Source organism: Terrirhizobium terrae (genome assembly GCF_030323265.1).
Lineage (GTDB): Bacteria > Pseudomonadota > Alphaproteobacteria > Rhizobiales > Rhizobiaceae > Neorhizobium.
Genome location: NZ_CP104992.1, coordinates 937526 through 954717, shown reverse-complemented (window position 1 = coordinate 954717; position 17192 = coordinate 937526). Strand labels below are relative to the sequence as shown.

Genomic DNA, 17192 nt, shown 5'->3' with positions numbered 1-17192 from the left:
GGGAACTCAGAAACCAGCAACAAACCGCTTTGTCAATTCTTGTTCGCCCCTGCCGGCAGCCCCATAATGAGTGCCTCATGAAGCTCGATTCCAAATATTTCGACCGTATCCGGACGCGCCGGAAAAGGCAGCAAGATGCCCCGCCGCAGGCTCCGACCTGCCAGTGGGACGGCTGTGAGAAGCCGGGCGTGCATCGCGCGCCGGTCGGTCGCAATGCCGAAAACCAGTTTTTCATGTTCTGCTTCGAGCACGTGAAGGAATACAACAAGGGCTACAATTATTTCTCCGGCCTGTCGGACGGGGAGATCGCGCGTTACCAGAAAGAGGCGATCACCGGCCATCGCCCGACATGGACTGTCGGCGTCAACAAGGCTGCAAAGGATGCGCCCTTGCATTCCAGCGCGCGGTCGGGTGCGGCAGGTTCGGCCTATACACAGCAGCGATACAGGGATCCATTCGGGTTCGTGTCTCAGGCGCGAGCGGGCGGCGGTGGCCGCTACGAGACGCAGGGACGCAAGCTGAAGACATTGGAGGCGAAAGCCTTCGAGACGATGGAGCTCGGCGCCAACGCGACGTCGAGCGATATCAAGAGCCGCTACAAGGAGCTGGTCAAGAAGCACCATCCGGATGCGAATGGCGGCGACCGCGGGTCGGAAGAACGTTTTCGTGCCGTGGTGCAAGCATATCAGTTGTTGAAGCAGGCGGGTTTCTGCTAAGCCGTAGAAACCTATGGCAGCGAGGATGACGGCCGGGCGGTTGCCCGCGCTCTGGAGTGATGATGAGCAAGATTGATTTGGACATTACCAACCTTCCCGACACGACGGTTTCCGTCCGGGAGGTTTTCGGCATCGATAGCGATCTGAAGGTTCCGGCCTACAGCAACGGCGACCCCTACGTTCCGGATCTCGATCCCGATTATCTTTTCGACCGCGATACGACGCTCGCCATTCTCGCGGGCTTTGCCCATAACCGACGCGTCATGGTCTCCGGCTTCCACGGCACCGGCAAGTCGACACATATCGAACAGGTCGCCGCCCGCCTCAACTGGCCCTGCGTGCGCGTCAACCTCGACAGCCATGTCAGCCGTATCGACCTCGTCGGCAAGGACGCGATCGTCCTGAAGGACGGCAAGCAGGTCACCGAATTCAAGGACGGCATCCTGCCCTGGGCCTACCAGCACAATGTCGCGCTCGTATTCGACGAATACGATGCCGGCCGCCCGGACGTGATGTTCGTCATCCAGCGCGTTCTGGAATCCTCCGGCCGCCTGACGCTGCTCGACCAGAGCCGCGTCATCCGTCCTCACCCTGCCTTCCGCATTTTCGCGACGGCGAACACCGTCGGCCTCGGCGACACGACCGGCCTCTATCACGGCACGCAGCAGATCAACCAGGCACAGATGGACCGCTGGTCGATCGTGACGACGCTGAACTATCTGCCGCATGAGAAGGAAGTCGATATCGTTGCCGCCAAGGTGAAGTCCTTCGGCAAGTCGGCTGAGGGCCGCGAGACGGTTTCCAAGATGGTTCGCGTTGCCGATCTCACCCGTTCGGCCTTCATCAACGGCGATCTTTCGACCGTGATGAGCCCGCGTACCGTCATCACCTGGGCGGAAAACGCCGAGATCTTCGGTGACGTCGCCTTCGCATTCCGCATCACCTTCCTGAACAAGTGCGACGAACTGGAGCGCACTCTGGTGGCCGAGCAGTATCAGCGCGCCTTCGGCGTCGAGCTGAAGGAAAGCGCCGCCAACATCGTTCTTGGAGCATAACTAACAGAAAGCGAAGCCGATGGCAGGTCGCGGAGACAATTCCAAGGGCAAGCCCGCCGGTCCGGTCGATACCGAGCCGATGCGGCGGGCGATAACCGGCTGCGTACGGTCGATCGCCGGCAATCATGAGGTTGAGGTTTCCTTCGCCAACGAGCGGCCGGGGCTCGCCGGCGAGCGCATCCGCCTGCCGGAAATTTCCAAGCGTCCGACGGCGCACGAGCTTGCGGTCACCCGCGGGCTCGGCGATTCCATGGCGCTGCGGCTCGCCTGCCACGACACCAATGTTCATGCCAGCCTGTCGCCGCAGGGATCCGATGCCCGCGCAATCTTCGATGCCGTCGAGCAGGCGCGCGTCGAATCGATCGGTTCGCTGCGCATGGCCGGCGTTGCCGCCAACCTGAATTCGGTACAGGAAGAGAAATACGCCAAGGCGAATTTCGCCGGTGTCGAGCGGCAGGAAGATGCGCCGATCGGCGAGGCGATGGCCATGTTGGTGCGCGAAAAGCTGACCGGCCAGAAGCCGCCGGCAAGCGCCGGTAAGGTGCTCGATCTCTGGCGCCCGTTCATCGAGGACAAGGCGACCGCCGATCTCGACAACCTGAAATCCGTCATCGAGGACCAGCAGGCCTTCGCCAAGCTCGTCCGCCACATGCTTTCGTCCATGCAGATGGCCGAGGATCTGGCCAACGAGGATAACGAGCCGGAAGAGATCGAGAACCAGTCGGAAGAAGACCAGCCGAGCAGCGGCGAGACTGAGAACGAGGAAGTCGAGGAAGAAGCCGGTTCCGACGCAGCTCCCGCCGAGCAGAGCGACGCTGCCGACGAGGAGATGGACGAAGGCGAGATGGACGGCGCGGAAATGTCGGACGACGATCTGTCCGACGAGGCCGACGACCATTCCGAGACGCCCGGTGAAACCCGCCGGCCGAACAGCCCGTTCGACGATTTTAACGAAAAGGTCGACTACCATATCTTCACCGAGGAGTTCGACGAGGAAATCACGGCGGAAGAGCTCTGCGACGAAGCCGAACTCGACCGCCTTCGCGCCTTTCTCGACAAGCAACTTGCCCACCTTCAGGGTGCCGTCGGTCGTCTGGCGAACCGCCTGCAGCGCCGCCTGATGGCGCAGCAGAACCGGTCGTGGGATTTCGACCTGGAGGAGGGCTATCTCGATCCGGCGCGTCTGGTGCGCTTGATCATCGACCCGATGCAACCGCTTTCCTTCAAGAAGGAGCGCGATACGCAGTTCCGCGATACGGTCGTTACTCTCGTCATCGACAATTCCGGCTCGATGCGTGGTCGGCCGATCACTGTGGCGGCGTCCTGCGCCGACATCCTTGCCCGCACGCTGGAGCGTTGCGGCGTCAAGGTCGAAATCCTCGGCTTCACCACCAAGGCTTGGAAGGGCGGGCAGGCGCGTGAACAATGGCTGGCAAGCGGCAAGCCCGCGGCGCCCGGCCGTCTCAACGATCTGCGCCACATCGTCTACAAGTCGGCTGATGCCCCGTGGCGCCGTTCGCGCCGCAATCTCGGGCTGATGATGCGCGAAGGCCTGCTCAAGGAAAATATCGACGGCGAGGCGCTAATGTGGGCGCATCAGCGGCTGATCAACCGGCCGGAACAGCGCAAGATCCTGATGATGATCTCCGACGGCGCGCCGGTCGACGATTCCACCCTGTCGGTCAATCCGGGCAATTATCTGGAACGGCATCTGCGGGCCGTCATCGAACAGGTCGAAACCAAGTCGCCGGTGGAACTGCTGGCGATCGGTATCGGCCACGACGTGACGCGGTATTACCGCAACGCCGTGACGATCGTCGATGCCGACGAACTCGCCGGCGCGATGACCGAACAGCTTGCCGAGCTCTTTGCCGACAAGTCGGCGCAAGGTGGCGCTCGCGGCGGCCGCATGCGCCGAGCGGGCTGAGGGCGCTCCTTGAGGCTGAAGCGTCTCCTTCTGGCCGGCATCGCCTTCGCGCTTCTGCCGGCCACCATGACGGCGCAGGATGCCGTCTCTGTTACGGCGACACAGATTACGCGCTTCAAGACGGGATCGGACCAGAGGAGGTTCGGGTTGCTGGAATTCGTCGGTGGCATCGACTTCCGATCCGGCGATGGTCGCGTCCAGTCCCTCTCCAGTATCCGATTTCGGGCGGATGGCACGAGCTTCGTTTCGGTGCTCGATACCGGCGAATGGCTGATCGGCAAGATCGAGCGTGACGCGGATGGAAAGCTCTCCGGGCTCGCCGATGTCGCGGTCAGCCCGATCCGGCTGCGTGACGGGCGCGCCGGCTCCAAAGCGGCCTCCGACGCCGAGGGACTGGCATTGCGCCGGGGCGAGGCGCTTGTCAGCTTCGAGCAGCAGCATCGTGTCGATGCCTATCCCGATCCCGGTTTTGAGACTGCATCGCCTTCACGCAACGTCGATTTTCTCATCCCGCGCAGCGAGCTCCGTCGCAATGGCGGGATGGAGACGCTTGTGGCATCTCCGGCTTCCGGCCCGCTCAGGGGCGGCCTGATTGCGATCACTGAGCACAGTCTCGACGAAAACGGCAATCTCTTTGCCGCCATCATCGACGGGCCGCTCAAGGGGCAGTTCAAGCTCGTGCGCCATGACCCCTATGACGCGACCGATGGGGCGTTCCTGCCCAATGGGGACCTGTTGCTTCTCGAGCGGAGTTTCAGCTTTCTCGGTGGCCTCGGCATGCGTATCCGCCTGATCAGCGGTCAGGATATCCGCCCGGGTGCCGCAGTTGATGGAGAAGTGCTGATCGATGCCGACATGGGTTATGCCATCGACAATATGGAAGGCATTGACGTCATCCAGGGGGCGGACGGAAAACCGCATGTCATCCTCGTCTCGGATGACAATGGCAGCATTCTCCAGCGCAACGTAATGCTGGAGTTCATACTCAACCAATAAAGAAGAAGGGAGCCATCGGCTCCCTTCGTTTTGTCAGGCGGTCTTCGGTGCCAGCTGAGGCATCGGCTTCAGCACGTTCATCAGCGCGCCGTAGGGCAAAAGCAGAACGACGCCGACCACGACCTTGACGACAAGGTCGCCGAGTGCCCAAGAGATCCAACGCGGTGCTTCCGTGGCAAAGACGCCGAGAACGGGAGCGGGGGCTATCGCGAAGTCGAGGTTCGGCCCGATGAAGGCGAAGAACGGCGCGAAGGCGATGGAGAAGAACAGGACCGTGTCGATCACGGTGCCGATCATCGAGGCGGCCAGCGGTGCCTTCCACCACGTCTTGCGGCGCAGTTCATTGAAGACCGAGATGTCGAGAAGCTGGCCGATCAGGAAAGCCGTGCCGGAGGCGATCGCGATACGCGGGTCCGACAGCCAGAAAGACAGGGCGACGCCGACGACAAAGCCGACGAACACGATGCGGCGGGCAATGGCCGGGCCGAACTGACGGTTGGCAAGGTCGGTAACGAGGAAAGCGACAGGGTAAGTAAAGGCGCCCCAGGTGAGGATATCACCAAGCGCGATGCCCCAGAGCGTGCCTGTCAGGTGAAACTGAACGAGGACGTTGGAGGCGACCACAATGGCTGCCATCGCAAGCGAATAGAGAAAGGTATAGCGTGCTACGTGCATTTTTTTATCCTGGGGTATGCCACCAGTTGCGGATAAGCCAAGAGAAAAGGCTTGTCCGGAATTAACCGGTCAAGCCTTCTCCAAAGCCGGTGAAGTCGAAGCGAGGCGCTATTAAGCGGCTACGGCTTCTGCAGTCTTCTTGGCGATCTGGCGACGCAGCAGACGGGCGCGCATCGACAGGTCGTTCTCGTTGGACTTCAGGAGGAAGGCATCGAGGCCGCCGCGGTGCTCGACCGAGCGAAGAGCGTGCGCGGAAACGCGCAGACGGAAGCGCTGGCCGAGAGCGTCGGAGATCAGCGTGACCTGGCAGAGGTTCGGCAGGAACCGACGACGGGTCTTGTTGTTGGCATGGCTGACGTTGTTGCCGGTCATTACGCCCTTGCCGGTCAGTTCGCATACACGAGACATGGCATTCACCTTTGTTTTCTTCTGCAATCGGATGGTCATCCGGACAATGCCCGGCGCGCCGATCCAACTGGTCCTGATTGGAAAGTTGCGGTTCTATAGTCAGTGAGACCCGGCCCGTCAAGCCAAAACCTCGGCTTTCGGATGGCTTTGCACGGCAAGCGATAGCAGGCACCGCTATTTTCTTGCCATGATGCGCATCTTATATCACCAAATCCGAAGCCTCAAACCATTGCGGACAAATCATGTTTCGTGTCAGCCGGCTGCTTGTAGGAATCCTCTTGGCGTGTGCTGCGAGCGCCGGTGCCTCATCGGCCGAAGAGGTGAAAAGCGTCAGCGAATACAACATAACCCTGGGTATCCTGCCGATCGGAAGCGCGAGCTTTTCCAGCGAATTCGATGGGAAGGACTACAGGATCAACGGCATCTTCAAGTCCGGCGGCATCGTCAACATCATCAAGCGCGTCTCGGCGGAAACCAATGTCGCCGGTCGGATCACCGGAGATCGCCTGCAGGCGGATCGCTACAATCTGGTCTACAAACTCGGTGATCGGACACGCATTTATGATGTCACCTACCGCAACGGTAATGTGACGGACACGACCATCAAGCCGGCACCGCGCCGAAGCCCGGAAAACTGGGTGCCGGTGACGCCGAAGGACTTGCGTTCCGTGCTCGATCCACTGAGCGGCCTGATCTTCCCCGAAGGTGCGAAAGTCTGCGCGGGCCGGGTGCCTGTCTATGACGGCGAGTCGCGGATGGATCTTCTGCTGAAGAACGAGGGGACAAAGCCTTACGAGACCAAGGGCTTCAAGGGCGAGGTGATCGTCTGCACCGTCCGCTACGTGCCGAAATCCGGCTTCAAGAAGGGCCGCAGCGATATCGAGTATCTGAAGAAGACACCGATGGAAGTCTGGTTTGCCAAGGCCGACCGCGGCACGGTATATGCCCCTATCTACGCCCGTATCCCGACGAGGATGGGTCCGCTCTACATCACGGCTGTGCGTTACGGCGGATGAGGCGGCAGCCCGGGCGATAAAAGGGGATCTGGGCTTTGAAATTACGGGGTACTCTGATCGGCTTCACCGCAATTCTGATGTGGTCGCTGCTGGCACTCATGACGGCTGCATCCGGCAGCGTTCCGCCTTTCCAGATGAATGCCATGACCTTTGCGATCGGCAGCATGCCGGGCCTTGTGCTGCTCGCGCTGAAGCCTGAGCGCATCAAGCTGCTGAAGCAACCGGCCAAGGTCTGGATCGTCGGCATTGCCGGCCTGTTCGGCTATCATTTTCTGTATTTCACCGCCCTGCGTAACGCGCCGGCCGTTGAAGCCGGACTGATCGCGTATCTCTGGCCGCTGCTGATCGTCGTCGGCTCGGCGCTGCTGCCGGGTGAGAGGCTGCGCTGGTATCATGTGGTGGGTGCGCTTGCTGGCCTCTGCGGCACGGTCGCGATCGTGTCGCGCAACGGCGTCTCCTTCGACCAGTCCTATCTCGTGGGCTATGGCGCGGCCTTCCTCTGCGCCTTCACATGGTCGGGCTACTCACTCCTGACGCGCCGCCTCGACCGCGTGTCGACCGATGTCGTGACCGGCTTCTGCCTTGGCACCTCGCTCCTGTCGCTCGTCTGCCATCTAGCCCTCGAAACGACCGTCTGGCCGGCCAATGGCGGTGAATGGCTGGCCGTGATCGGCCTCGGCCTGCTGCCGGTCGGCGCTGCCTTCTATGCGTGGGATTATGGCGTGAAGAACGGCGACATCCAGGTGATCGGTGCGGCTAGCTATGCTGCGCCACTGCTCTCCACCGTCATACTGCTCCTGACCGGATTCGCCGAGCCGAGCTGGCGCATCCTATTGGCCTGCATGCTGATCACGGGAGGCGCGGTGCTGGCGGCGAAGGAGATGATCCGGCCGAAGAAGGGCGCTGCGGCGGTTGCGGAATAGCAACCTGGGCGCGATATTCGATTGTGATGCGGCGCTTTTTGTTGCTAGGCTATAGAGGATTTCAGCCGGTCTTTTGAACCATGTCGACTGTTCATAATGAGAGAATGAAATATATCGCCAACTCCTTCGACCGCGCTTCGACGTCTTGTCTGACGGTAGGAGTTTTTGCACCGATCGCAGCGGCGCTTTACACATTTGCAAGCGCGCAAATAAGGGTGTTGCCCTTCATGGTGGCTGTGACATCTTGGCTTTTAACGGCCGGCATATGACATCTATCTGGTAAGTACGTCTTGCGGAGGCTGCTATGACAAATCTGCAGATATTTGCGTTTGTGATCCTTCCGTTCTGTATCGCGGCTGGAGGTTCGCTTTACGCTTATCTCACAATTCGCGCTCACGACCGCAAATACGGTAAGCCCCCGCGCGATTGAGCCGATATCCTTCCGGCAATCACCCCGGCTCCCAGCCGGGCTCGGCCATTTCAAAGCTTGAAAATTCGAAGCCCGGCGCCACTGTGCAGCCGACGAGCGTGTAGGCGCCGAGCGGTTCTGCGGCCTGCCACGCATCTGCTGGAACGATGCCCTGCGGGCGTTCACCCGCGGCGAGATCGGGTCCGAGACGGATTTCCTCGATCGCCTTTCCGTCTGAAATCCTCAACAGCAGCGGGTCGCCTGCATAAAAATGCCAGACCTCGGCGGCATCGCGGACACGGTGCCAATGGGAGCGCTCGCCCGCCTGCAGCAGGTAATAGATCGCCGTTGAAGCATCGCGTCCTGTGCCGTCGCCATCGCGAAATGTCTCGACAAACCAGCCGCCTTCCGGGTGGCGCTGCATGCCGAGTGTGGTGATGATCTCTTCTGCGGTCTGCCGAGCCATGTCTGACGCCCTCGGTTAGAAATTGTCCTTGCGCTTGCGAATTTCGGCGAAGACTTCCTCGTTCGTCTTGCCTTCCATCAAGAGATTGCGACGGATCGCGGGATCGGCGGCGCGCAGGAAGGGATTGGTTTCCTTCTCCAGTCCCATCATCGTTGGGATGGTGAACTTGCCCTCGGCCCGCATCTCCTCGATCTCGGCCGCACGCGCCTGAAGCCGCTCGTTGTCGGGATCGATCGTCAGCGCAAACCGAGCGTTGGAGAGCGTGTATTCATGGCCGAAATAGATCGCGGTCTCGTCCGGAAGTACGGCGAGTTTCTGCAGCGAATGCCACATATCGGCGGCCGGGCGTTCGAACAGGCGGCCGCAGCCGAGCGCAAACAGGGTGTCGGCAGAAAACAGGATCTTGTCGTCCGGGAAATGGAAACAGATATGACCGGCCGTGTGGCCGGGCGTCTCGATGACGCGGACCGGATGTTCGCCGAACTGAAACTCGTCGCCATCGGTGACGGTTTTATCAAGACCGGGAATGGCGACCGCCTCGTTGACCGGGCCGATGATCTCAAGTCCGAAACGTTCCTTCAGCGCAAGGTTTGCTTCCACATGATCGGTGTGATGATGGGTGGTGAGGATATGGGTGATCTTCCAGCCTCGGCGGCCGGCGGCTTCCAGGATCGGCTTTTCCTCCGGGGCATCGATCGACGCCGTCAATCCGCTTTCCGGATCATGCAACAGAACGCCGAAATTATCGCTCCGGCAGGAAAAACTTCGATTTCCAAAGGCCTCATCAACATGCACCTATTGCTCAACGCTTGTCGTGCAACAATGTAGAGAGCGGTACCCGCGAAACCAACCACCGAACACGAGCATTTTTATCTTGTCCGTCGATATCGTTGATCTCCGCCAGTTCTATCACTCCTCGCTCGGCCGGCTCGCTGAGCACTCGATTGCGATGGCGCTCACCTCGCTCTGGGCGCGTTTGCCGGAGGAACGGCTGGTGGGGCTTGGATATGCGGTGCCCTATCTCGACCGGTTCCGGGCCGATACGGAGCGTACCTTCGCTTTCATGCCGGCGGGGCAGGGGGCGGTGAACTGGCCCGTGGGCGAGCTGTCCTCCACCGCGCTGGTCTTCGACGAGGAGCTGCCGCTGCCGGACAGTTCGGTCGATCGGGTGCTCATGGTGCATTCGCTGGAATTCGCGGAAAATCCGCGCGAGAGCCTGAAGGAAGTCTGGCGCGTTCTGGCGCCGGGCGGGCGGCTCGTCATCGTTGTTCCCAATCGTCGTGGCGTCTGGGCGCGTATGGAGCACACGCCCTTCGGCTCGGGCCGCCCCTATTCCCGCAGCCAGCTGACGACGCTGCTGCGCGAGGCGAATTTCACCCCCGGCGCCACGGCTGAGGCGCTGTTCTTCCCGCCATCCAAGGTCAAGACCGTGCTCAAGCTGCGGCATATTTTCGAGCGCATGGGGCGCCGTTTCTGGCCGGTGTTTTCAGGCGTGCTCGTGCTCGAGGCGCAAAAGCGGCTCTATCAGGGCCTGCCGGTCGCCGCGCGCTCCTCGCGGCGAGTGTTCGTGCCAGTGCTCACACCGCAGGGCGTTCGCACGACCCGGGATCGCACCTAAGGCTTCAGATCGAACAACCCGAGCGGCTCTCCGTCCATCGAGAATGGCACGGACTCATGGGTGTGGACGATCCGCCAGCGGCCGTCCTCCCGCGCGAAGGCGAGTGTGAGGCGATACCAGAAGCCAACCTTGCCCTGACCGATCTTGTCGCCGCCAAGCCAGGCAAATGCCGAACACCAGGCGATATCGCCGCCGAGACGCAGATCCGTATCGCGGATCTCGAATTCCAGCGGGCCTTCCCAAGTGTCGAGCCAGGCCTGCAGCTCCGCACCGTCGCCGACGCTTTGCTGCAGCGGCGGCGCGAGCGTGAACGCTCGGATCGTGGCGGATCTCGCACTCCATGATCCCGGCTGCATTTTTCTGTCGCAAGGCCTCTGCCCAGTCGTGCATCAAGGCCCTGATGTCGTCGTGATCTCCCGTGCCCATGATATCCTCCTTGCGCATGGTTCGTCTGAAAGACGTCCCGGCAGGGATCGTTCCGACACCCGCATTCGAGGTGCCGCAGATACTCGCTCTCGACAAAGGCATGTTTCAGATTTAATGCCTTCGCATTCCCTGTCGTTGCAGGCATTTCCGAGAAGGTAGATCCGATGAGCATCGTTGCGAATGAGCCCGTTCCGCGTCCAGGCATTCTGGACATCGCCGCCTATGTGCCCGGCAAGGAACATGCTCCGGGCGTCTCGCGGGTCTTCAAGCTTTCCTCCAACGAGACGCCGCTCGGCGCCAGCCCAAAGGCGATCGAAGCCTTCCGCCAGTCCGCAGGCCATCTGGAACTCTATCCCGACGGTCAGGCTCTTGCCCTGCGTGAAGCGATCGCTTCCGTGCATGGACTGAACGTTGCCAACATCATGTGCGGTAACGGCTCGGATGAACTCCTCGGCCTGCTCTGCCATGTCTATCTGGGCACGGGCGACGAGGCGATCATCACCCAGCACGGTTTCCTCGTCTACAAGATCCAGATCATGGGCGCCGGCGCCAAGGCGATCGAAGTGCCGGAGAAGGATTACACCGTCGATGTGGACGCGATCCTTGCCGCCGTGACCGAGAAGACCAAACTCGTCTTCATCGCCAATCCCGGTAATCCGACCGGCACCTATGTTCCGGTTGCAGATATCCGTCGCCTGCATGCCGGCCTGCCGAAGAACGTCATCCTCGTCCTCGACGCGGCTTATGCGGAATATGTCCGCAAGAACGATTATGAGGCCGGTGTCGAGCTCGTTTCGTCGAACAGGAATGTCGTCATGTGCCGCACCTTCTCGAAGGTCTATGGCCTCGCGGCACTGCGCATCGGCTGGATGTATGGTCCGGCCAATGTTCTCGATGCGTTGAACCGCGTTCGCGGCCCGTTCAACATGAATGCGCCGGCAATCGCTGCCGGATCCGCCGCGATCCGTGACCAGGATTTCGTCGGCGAAGCCGTCGAGCACAACGCGCTGTGGATGGGCAAGCTGGTGCACGCCTTCGAGGCGATCGGCCTCAAGGTCACGCCGTCGGTCACCAATTTCGTGCTGATCCACTTCCCTGACGTTGATGGCAAGCGGGCTCCCGATGCTGACGCCTTCCTCACCAGCCGCGGCTATATCCTGCGCGCAGTGAAGGGCTATGGCCTGCCCAACGCGCTGCGCATGACCGTTGGCTCGGAAGAGGCAAATCGCGGCGTGATCGAGACGCTCGGTGAATTTATGGGGCGTGAGGGATGAGTGAGCCGCATTTCGAGCGGATCGCGCTGATCGGCATCGGCCTGATCGGCTCGTCGATTGCCCGCGACGTCAAGGAACTCGGGCTCGCCAGCCAGGTCGTGGTGTCGACGCGCAGCGAGGAGACACTGAAGCGCGCCGAGGAGCTTGAACTCGGCACGGAATACACTGTGTCCGCGGCCAATGCGGTAAAGGGTGCCGATCTCGTCATCGTTTCGGTGCCCGTCGGAGCTTCCGAGGCCGTCGCCAGGCAGATCGCGAGCAGCCTTAAGCCGGGCGCGATCGTCACCGATGTCGGTTCCACCAAGGCTTCGGTGATCGCACAGATGGCGCCGCATATGCCCGACAACGTCCATTTCATTCCCGGCCATCCGCTGGCGGGTACTGAAAAGTCCGGGCCCGATGCCGGCTTCGCAGGTCTGTTCCGCGACCGCTGGTGCATTTTTACGCCGCTGCCGGAAACCGATCAGGTCGCTCTCGACAAGCTCAAGGCATTCTGGATAGCGCTCGGTTCGCGGATCGACGAGATGGACCCGGAACACCATGACAAGGTGCTCGCCATCGTCTCGCATCTGCCGCATATCATCGCCTACAATATCGTCGGCACGGCTGATGATCTGGAGACGGTGACGGAATCGGAAGTGATCAAGTATTCGGCCTCCGGCTTCCGCGATTTCACCCGTCTTGCGGCATCCGATCCCACCATGTGGCGCGATGTCTGCCTGCATAACCGGGATGCTATCCTGGAAATGCTTGCGCGGTTCTCGGAAGATCTCGCCTATCTGCAGCGGGCGATCCGCTGGGGCGAGGGCGACAAGCTGTTCGAGCTCTTTACCCGTACCCGCGCGATCCGCCGGTCGATCATCCAGGCCGGCCAGGATGTCGATGCACCGGACTTCGGCCGGCACGCGCTGGACGCCAAGAAGTAAGCTGCGACCGGATCAGATCGGCGGAATTTCGCCGATCGGGATCAGGCCGCCGGCCAGAACCTTGCCGCGGCGGATGGTGATGTCGATCGACGCATCGCTGCCGCCGCCCAACGCCGCCAGCATGTTGGCCGCAGTCTCGATCGTCGAGGCAAGATCGGGGAAGGCCCGGTCCAGGCTTTCCTGCCAGGCTTCGATCTCTTCGACACGCAGTTTCAGCTTGCCGGACATGCGCCCCTCGTCATCGAAAGAGAACGGACCTGCCAGCGTCAGCACCTGGCCTTCACCGAGGTCCACCTTGAGCTGGCGAAGTTCGCCCTCCGATCCCTGCATGGCCATGCCGTTCCGGTCACTTCCGTCCAGAAGGCCGGCGCGTCCTGCCAGCGTCACGTCGATGCTGGCATTGGTCGGCGGTAGAAGCTGTGGCAGGCCCTCGGCTGTCGTCGTGGCATTGGTCAGCTGAATTGCGGCATCGAGATCCGAGCCGTTCTGGCGCAGATGGATTTCGGAATGACCAGCGGCGATATCGAAGGATTGGCCGATGGCGGATGATGTGATGCTGGTCTTCGATTTTTCCAGCACCATGGATGCCCGCTCCACGCCTTTGAGTTTGGTGATCAGGCTGGACTGCAGACTTTGCCAGGTGGTCGAGATCGTCAGGCCATGGCTTGTGCGCACCTCGGAAGGGGCATCCAGTTCCCAGACGATATGGGTCGGATTATAGACCTGCGCTGCAGAGCGCAGCGCGCCGAAACTGCCGGAAATGCCGTTGACGTTGTCATCGACAGTGACCTTTGAGCAAAACAGGCCGATACGGAAGGGATAGCCGCGATAATCGGCATTCTCGCATGTCGCCGAGACGCCAGCGTCGGTCTGCTGGCCGAGAAGCGCCAGCGTGTTTTCCTTCAGCACGGAGGCGGCATAGAACCAGCCGGCGGTATAGAGCGCGATGACGAGCACGACAGCGCTCGCGAGCATCCATAATTTTCTGCTGATGCCGGTTCGGCTTGACGCTGCCATGTTGTTCTCCCAATGGTGCGACGCAAGATAAAGCGACGGCATGGCGGGGGATATGGACGAATTTTGGGTGTTTGGCTACGGATCGCTGATGTGGAATCCGGGATTTCCGTTTGTCGAGCGGCAGCCCGCCCGCGTTCAAGGCTTTCGCCGGTCGCTCTGTGTCTGGTCTGTTGCCCATCGCGGAACGCAAGAACATCCCGGGCTTGTGATGGGACTTGATCGGGGCGGATCCTGCCGCGGGGTGGCGTTTCGCGTTTCCGCCGAAGACCGCGACGGAGCCATGGATTACCTGAGCAAGCGCGAACTGATCACCAATGTCTACCAGGAACGCATCTTGCCTATCAGCCTTCCGGAAGGACGACGTGCGCAGGCCGTCACCTATGTGGTCGATCGTCATCACGCACAATATGCCGGCGGTCTGAACGTGGAAGAGGCGGCCAGGATCGTGATGAAATCCCACGGCCAGTCGGGACCGAACGACGCCTATGTGCTGAATACCGTCGCCCATCTGCAGCAGATGGGCATCCGCGACCAGTGGCTGGAAGCCGTGGGGAGGTCCTTAAGGCCGCAAGCGCGCCTTCAATCCTCTAGGCAGCCGGCTTGGCGCGAAGCTCCGCTAGCCGTTTGGCAGCTGTCGGAGGTAGCGGTAGATGCGGGTTCGCCTCCACGGTCTCGATCAGAAGCTGGTCGCTTGCCGTCTCCAGCGTTTCGATCAGGTGTGCGTAGAAGGCGTCCGGGTCCATGCCCGGCTGGATCGGCGGCAGGATCTTCACCTTGAAGCGGCCGGGATGTTTGATCAGCTTGCGGCGGCCCCAGAACAGGCCCCAATGGGCGACGATCGGCACCACGGGGACCTGGATGTCGCGATAGATGCGGGCGATACCGTAGCGATATTCGGGCTCGGCGCCCGGTGCGCGGCGCGTTCCTCGGGATAGATGATGAGCTGGCGTCCGGCGTCCATCTCCTCCTTGGTGCGCTTCATCACCTCGACCATGACCTTGCCACGGGCGCCGCGATTGACGGGGATCATCTTCTGCTTGGCGACATACCAGCCGAAGAGCGGGATCCACATCAGTTCGCGCTTGAGGATATAGACCGGGTCACGCTGCCAGGGCAGGAGCGCGAACGTATCCCAGGCGGATTGATGCTTGGGTGCGAAGATGCAGCCGCCTTCCGGGATGTTTTCCAGTCCTTCGATCTCGAAGGTGGCGCCGACGATATTCTTCATCAGCCAGTTGTTGGACGAGGCCCAGGCTTTCGGGATGCGGAAGGCGGATTTGCGCGGCAGCAGGAAATAGATCGGCGACAGGATGATCATGCGCCCGAACAGATTGAGGTAGAAGGCGGTGTTGAACAGAACCGAGCGCAGCAGCAGCATGTGATGGCATCCTCTACAACGCCGCGTGTGACAGATCACATGCCGAGGGCGCCGTAACCCTTTTGAACCTAAGTACAGGCGTTGCCTACACGAGATCGTGCGTGGAAAAAAGGGTCTGACCTAGGCAGGGGCGGTTCTCAGAGCGCTGCGCCCTGGTCGCCCCCTTGGTCGCTCCCCTAGCCGCCCTTGCGGCTGTCCTCGTCGGTTCTGAGGCCGCTCCAGCGCTCCATGCCGATCCAGTCCCTGAGCGAGGCGAGGACGACCTTGCCGTATTCCGAGAGCATGGTGCGCAACGTGTCGGGTTCCGTGAACCAGGCGCGGCGGGCAAGATCGGCATTGATCACGGGGTAGGGGATAAACTCGGTGCCGGGATCGGCGCGGCGCAGCTCATGCAGGCTGCGCAGCATGTGGTAATTGTTCGTCACCACGAGAACGGACTTGTAGTCATGCTCGTGGATCCAGCGGGCAATCTCGTTGGCATTGCCGATCGTGTCGATCGCGTCGTAGCCGATGTCGACGCAACAGTCGAAGAGATCGGCAGATGCCTGGGTCGCCCTGCAGATCTGGTTCGGCGTGGTGGTCGGGTGGGCGCCGGAGATGAGCAGCCGCTTTCCCGCTCCGTCGCGCAACAGGCCCAGCGCCTGTTCGATCCTGAGATAGCCTCCGGTCAGCACGACAATGGCATCGGCCTTCACGCCATCAGGCGCACGCAGCGACGTCACCGAATCGGCGAACCAGAGAAAACCGCCGCCCAGGATGGCAATGGCGACGAAAAACAGGAGGATCAGGCGTCTTGCAAGTCGGCGTAACCCGCTGTTTCGGGACAGCAATTTGCTGCCGCCGCCAGGCGGCTTGTCATCGGGGCTCCAGCCATTGGTCTTGCCGAATCTCATGACCCGTCATTAATCGCAGTTTGAGCCAGTGCATAGTCCCATCTCTGTACAGAGAATGTGACTGATTGTCATGATGGTGGGAGGCCATCGGAACGGGACGGATCGGAGCGGACGAGGTCGATTTCGTCGATCGTGCGCATCACGGTGAAGCGTGCGGTGACAGTCGTCAGCAGAGCGATGACGATCATCGTCGCGAAAATGCCGAGATAGCCCGTCCAGCCTATCGTGAAAGAGCCGAACAGCGCCATCGCCTGCTCGCTTTCGGGCGTTGCGCGCGAATTCGATTGCCAGAGGTTGGCGGTGGCGAACAGAAAGGCCGCCAACGCGCCGCCGATCGCCGAGCCCTTCATGCTGATCCGTAGAAAATGCTTCTGGAACTCGTGGGCCACGAAGCCGCGTTCGGCGCCGACGAAATGCAGCACCTCGACGATATGGCGGTTGCCCGACAGCGCCCCGCGCGTCGCGAAAATCACGGTCAGGATCATTGCGGTAAACACGAGGATCAGCACGCCGGTGCCGATCCAGACGGTGGTGCGCGCCATGGAGACCAGCCGGTCCACCCATGTGCGGTGATCGTCGAGAAAGGCCTGCGGTACTTCCGCCTTGAGCAGGTCGCGCATCGCCGCGAAATCGGGCGGATTGCTCTCGTCGATGGTGACGATCACCAGCCGCGGTACCGGAAGGTCGTCGAGCTGCAGGTCTGCACCAAGCCAGGGCTCCAGCAGCCGCGCGGTCGCCGCATCGTCCATGATCGTGCCCGAGCGGGTGCCGACGAAGGTGAGCGCAATATCCCGCGCCTTTGTCAGCGCGGCATTCATGTCCAGCCCGTCGTCCGGCTTGATCTGGATGGTGATTTCGCGGGAAATCTGGCTCTGCCAACCTGCTGCCGTCGTGCGCACCATGCTGACAGCGCCGAGGGTGAGACAGGCGAGGAAGGCCATGATGGAAATCACCACCATCAGCGCATTGCCCTGAATATTGGACGGCGGAAGAATGGGCGCGGTCGGGCGGACGCGCATCTCTGCGCGCCGCGGCTGGGTACCGCTGCGGCGATCAGCTTCGCCTTGGC

16 protein-coding genes and 3 pseudogenes are annotated in these 17192 nt (G+C 61.4%); 10 read left to right on the top strand and 9 right to left on the bottom strand.

All coding sequences use genetic code 11. The features are described from left to right. Positions 1-77: 77 nt before the first annotated feature. From N7E02_RS12685 to N7E02_RS12670, 4 genes are all read left to right on the top strand, one after another. Positions 78-716, top strand: coding sequence for a J domain-containing protein (locus N7E02_RS12685; RefSeq protein ID WP_286582304.1), 639 nt, complete (start codon positions 78-80; stop codon positions 714-716). A 62-nt stretch (positions 717-778) separates the two neighbouring features. Continuing rightward, positions 779-1771, top strand: a complete 993-nt coding sequence (cobS, locus tag N7E02_RS12680; protein ID WP_286582302.1) for a cobaltochelatase subunit CobS — start codon at positions 779-781, stop codon at positions 1769-1771. A gap of 19 nt (positions 1772-1790) precedes the next feature. After that, the gene (gene cobT / locus N7E02_RS12675) at positions 1791-3698 is read left to right on the top strand and encodes a cobaltochelatase subunit CobT (RefSeq protein WP_286582301.1); all 1908 of its coding nucleotides are present in this window, start codon (positions 1791-1793) and stop codon (positions 3696-3698) included. A gap of 66 nt (positions 3699-3764) precedes the next feature. Then, entirely contained in the window at positions 3765-4694 is a 930-nt protein-coding gene (locus N7E02_RS12670) for an esterase-like activity of phytase family protein (RefSeq protein ID WP_286583798.1), read from the top strand. Positions 4695-4727: 33 nt separating this feature from the next. On the opposite strand, the gene N7E02_RS12665 is transcribed toward N7E02_RS12670, so the two are convergent. Continuing rightward, a complete protein-coding gene (locus N7E02_RS12665; RefSeq protein ID WP_286582299.1) occupies positions 4728-5369 on the bottom strand; it encodes a queuosine precursor transporter in 642 nt (213 codons plus the stop codon). 111 nt (positions 5370-5480) lie between these two features. Beyond that, positions 5481-5777: a 50S ribosomal protein L28 gene (gene rpmB / locus N7E02_RS12660; protein WP_286582298.1), complete on the bottom strand. Its 297-nt coding sequence runs from the start codon at positions 5775-5777 to the stop codon at positions 5481-5483. Positions 5778-6016: 239 nt separating this feature from the next. Between rpmB and N7E02_RS12655 the strand changes: the two genes are divergently transcribed. Then, positions 6017-6793 carry a DUF3108 domain-containing protein gene (locus N7E02_RS12655; protein WP_374730720.1) on the top strand — a complete coding sequence of 259 codons (777 nt, stop codon included), beginning with the start codon at positions 6017-6019 and terminating at the stop codon, positions 6791-6793. 35 nt (positions 6794-6828) lie between these two features. Next, on the top strand, positions 6829-7716 hold the full coding sequence (yddG, locus tag N7E02_RS12650) for an aromatic amino acid exporter YddG (protein WP_286582296.1): 888 nt from the start codon (positions 6829-6831) through the stop codon (positions 7714-7716). 449 nt (positions 7717-8165) lie between these two features. Here the strand turns inward: yddG and N7E02_RS12645 are convergent, their stop codons facing one another. Together N7E02_RS12645 and gloB are read right to left on the bottom strand one after the other, a co-directional pair. Further along, positions 8166-8591, bottom strand: a complete 426-nt coding sequence (locus tag N7E02_RS12645) for a cupin domain-containing protein (RefSeq protein WP_286582295.1) — start codon at positions 8589-8591, stop codon at positions 8166-8168. A gap of 15 nt (positions 8592-8606) precedes the next feature. Continuing rightward, a pseudogene (gloB, locus tag N7E02_RS12640) lies at positions 8607-9376 on the bottom strand (hydroxyacylglutathione hydrolase). Positions 9377-9465: 89 nt separating this feature from the next. Between gloB and N7E02_RS12635 the strand changes: the two are divergent. Continuing rightward, positions 9466-10209, top strand: a complete 744-nt coding sequence (locus N7E02_RS12635) for a class I SAM-dependent methyltransferase (RefSeq protein ID WP_286582294.1) — start codon at positions 9466-9468, stop codon at positions 10207-10209. Here N7E02_RS12635 and N7E02_RS12630 read toward each other — a convergent pair. Then, complete coding sequence (locus N7E02_RS12630; protein ID WP_286582293.1) at positions 10206-10565, bottom strand: nuclear transport factor 2 family protein; 360 nt, start codon at positions 10563-10565, stop codon at positions 10206-10208. The two genes, N7E02_RS12635 and N7E02_RS12630, sit on opposite strands and share 4 nt — an antisense overlap. Before the next feature lie 234 nt (positions 10566-10799). Here N7E02_RS12630 and hisC point away from each other — a divergent pair, with 234 nt between their 5' ends. Together hisC and N7E02_RS12620 are read left to right on the top strand one after the other, a co-directional pair. After that, positions 10800-11909 (top strand): histidinol-phosphate transaminase, encoded by a 1110-nt coding sequence (hisC, locus tag N7E02_RS12625; protein ID WP_286582292.1) that lies wholly within the window; start codon positions 10800-10802, stop codon positions 11907-11909. Then, positions 11906-12835, top strand: a complete 930-nt coding sequence (locus N7E02_RS12620; RefSeq protein ID WP_286582290.1) for a prephenate/arogenate dehydrogenase family protein — start codon at positions 11906-11908, stop codon at positions 12833-12835. The genes hisC and N7E02_RS12620 overlap by 4 nt, the downstream gene beginning before the upstream one ends. A gap of 12 nt (positions 12836-12847) precedes the next feature. On the opposite strand, the gene N7E02_RS12615 is transcribed toward N7E02_RS12620, so the two are convergent. After that, on the bottom strand, positions 12848-13852 hold the full coding sequence (locus N7E02_RS12615) for a DUF2125 domain-containing protein (RefSeq protein ID WP_286582289.1): 1005 nt from the start codon (positions 13850-13852) through the stop codon (positions 12848-12850). Between the two features lie 52 nt (positions 13853-13904). Between N7E02_RS12615 and N7E02_RS12610 the strand changes: the two are divergent. Beyond that, positions 13905-14402: pseudogene (locus N7E02_RS12610) on the top strand (gamma-glutamylcyclotransferase); the annotation flags it as partial. 37 nt (positions 14403-14439) lie between these two features. Here N7E02_RS12610 and N7E02_RS12605 read toward each other — a convergent pair. The 3 genes and pseudogenes from N7E02_RS12605 to N7E02_RS12595 form a co-directional block, all read right to left on the bottom strand. Continuing rightward, positions 14440-15230, bottom strand: a pseudogene (locus N7E02_RS12605) (lysophospholipid acyltransferase family protein). A 176-nt stretch (positions 15231-15406) separates the two neighbouring features. Further along, on the bottom strand, positions 15407-16123 hold the full coding sequence (locus tag N7E02_RS12600; protein ID WP_286582288.1) for a YdcF family protein: 717 nt from the start codon (positions 16121-16123) through the stop codon (positions 15407-15409). A 68-nt stretch (positions 16124-16191) separates the two neighbouring features. After that, complete coding sequence (locus N7E02_RS12595; protein WP_286582287.1) at positions 16192-17142, bottom strand: cell division protein FtsX; 951 nt, start codon at positions 17140-17142, stop codon at positions 16192-16194. Positions 17143-17192 lie beyond the last annotated feature (50 nt).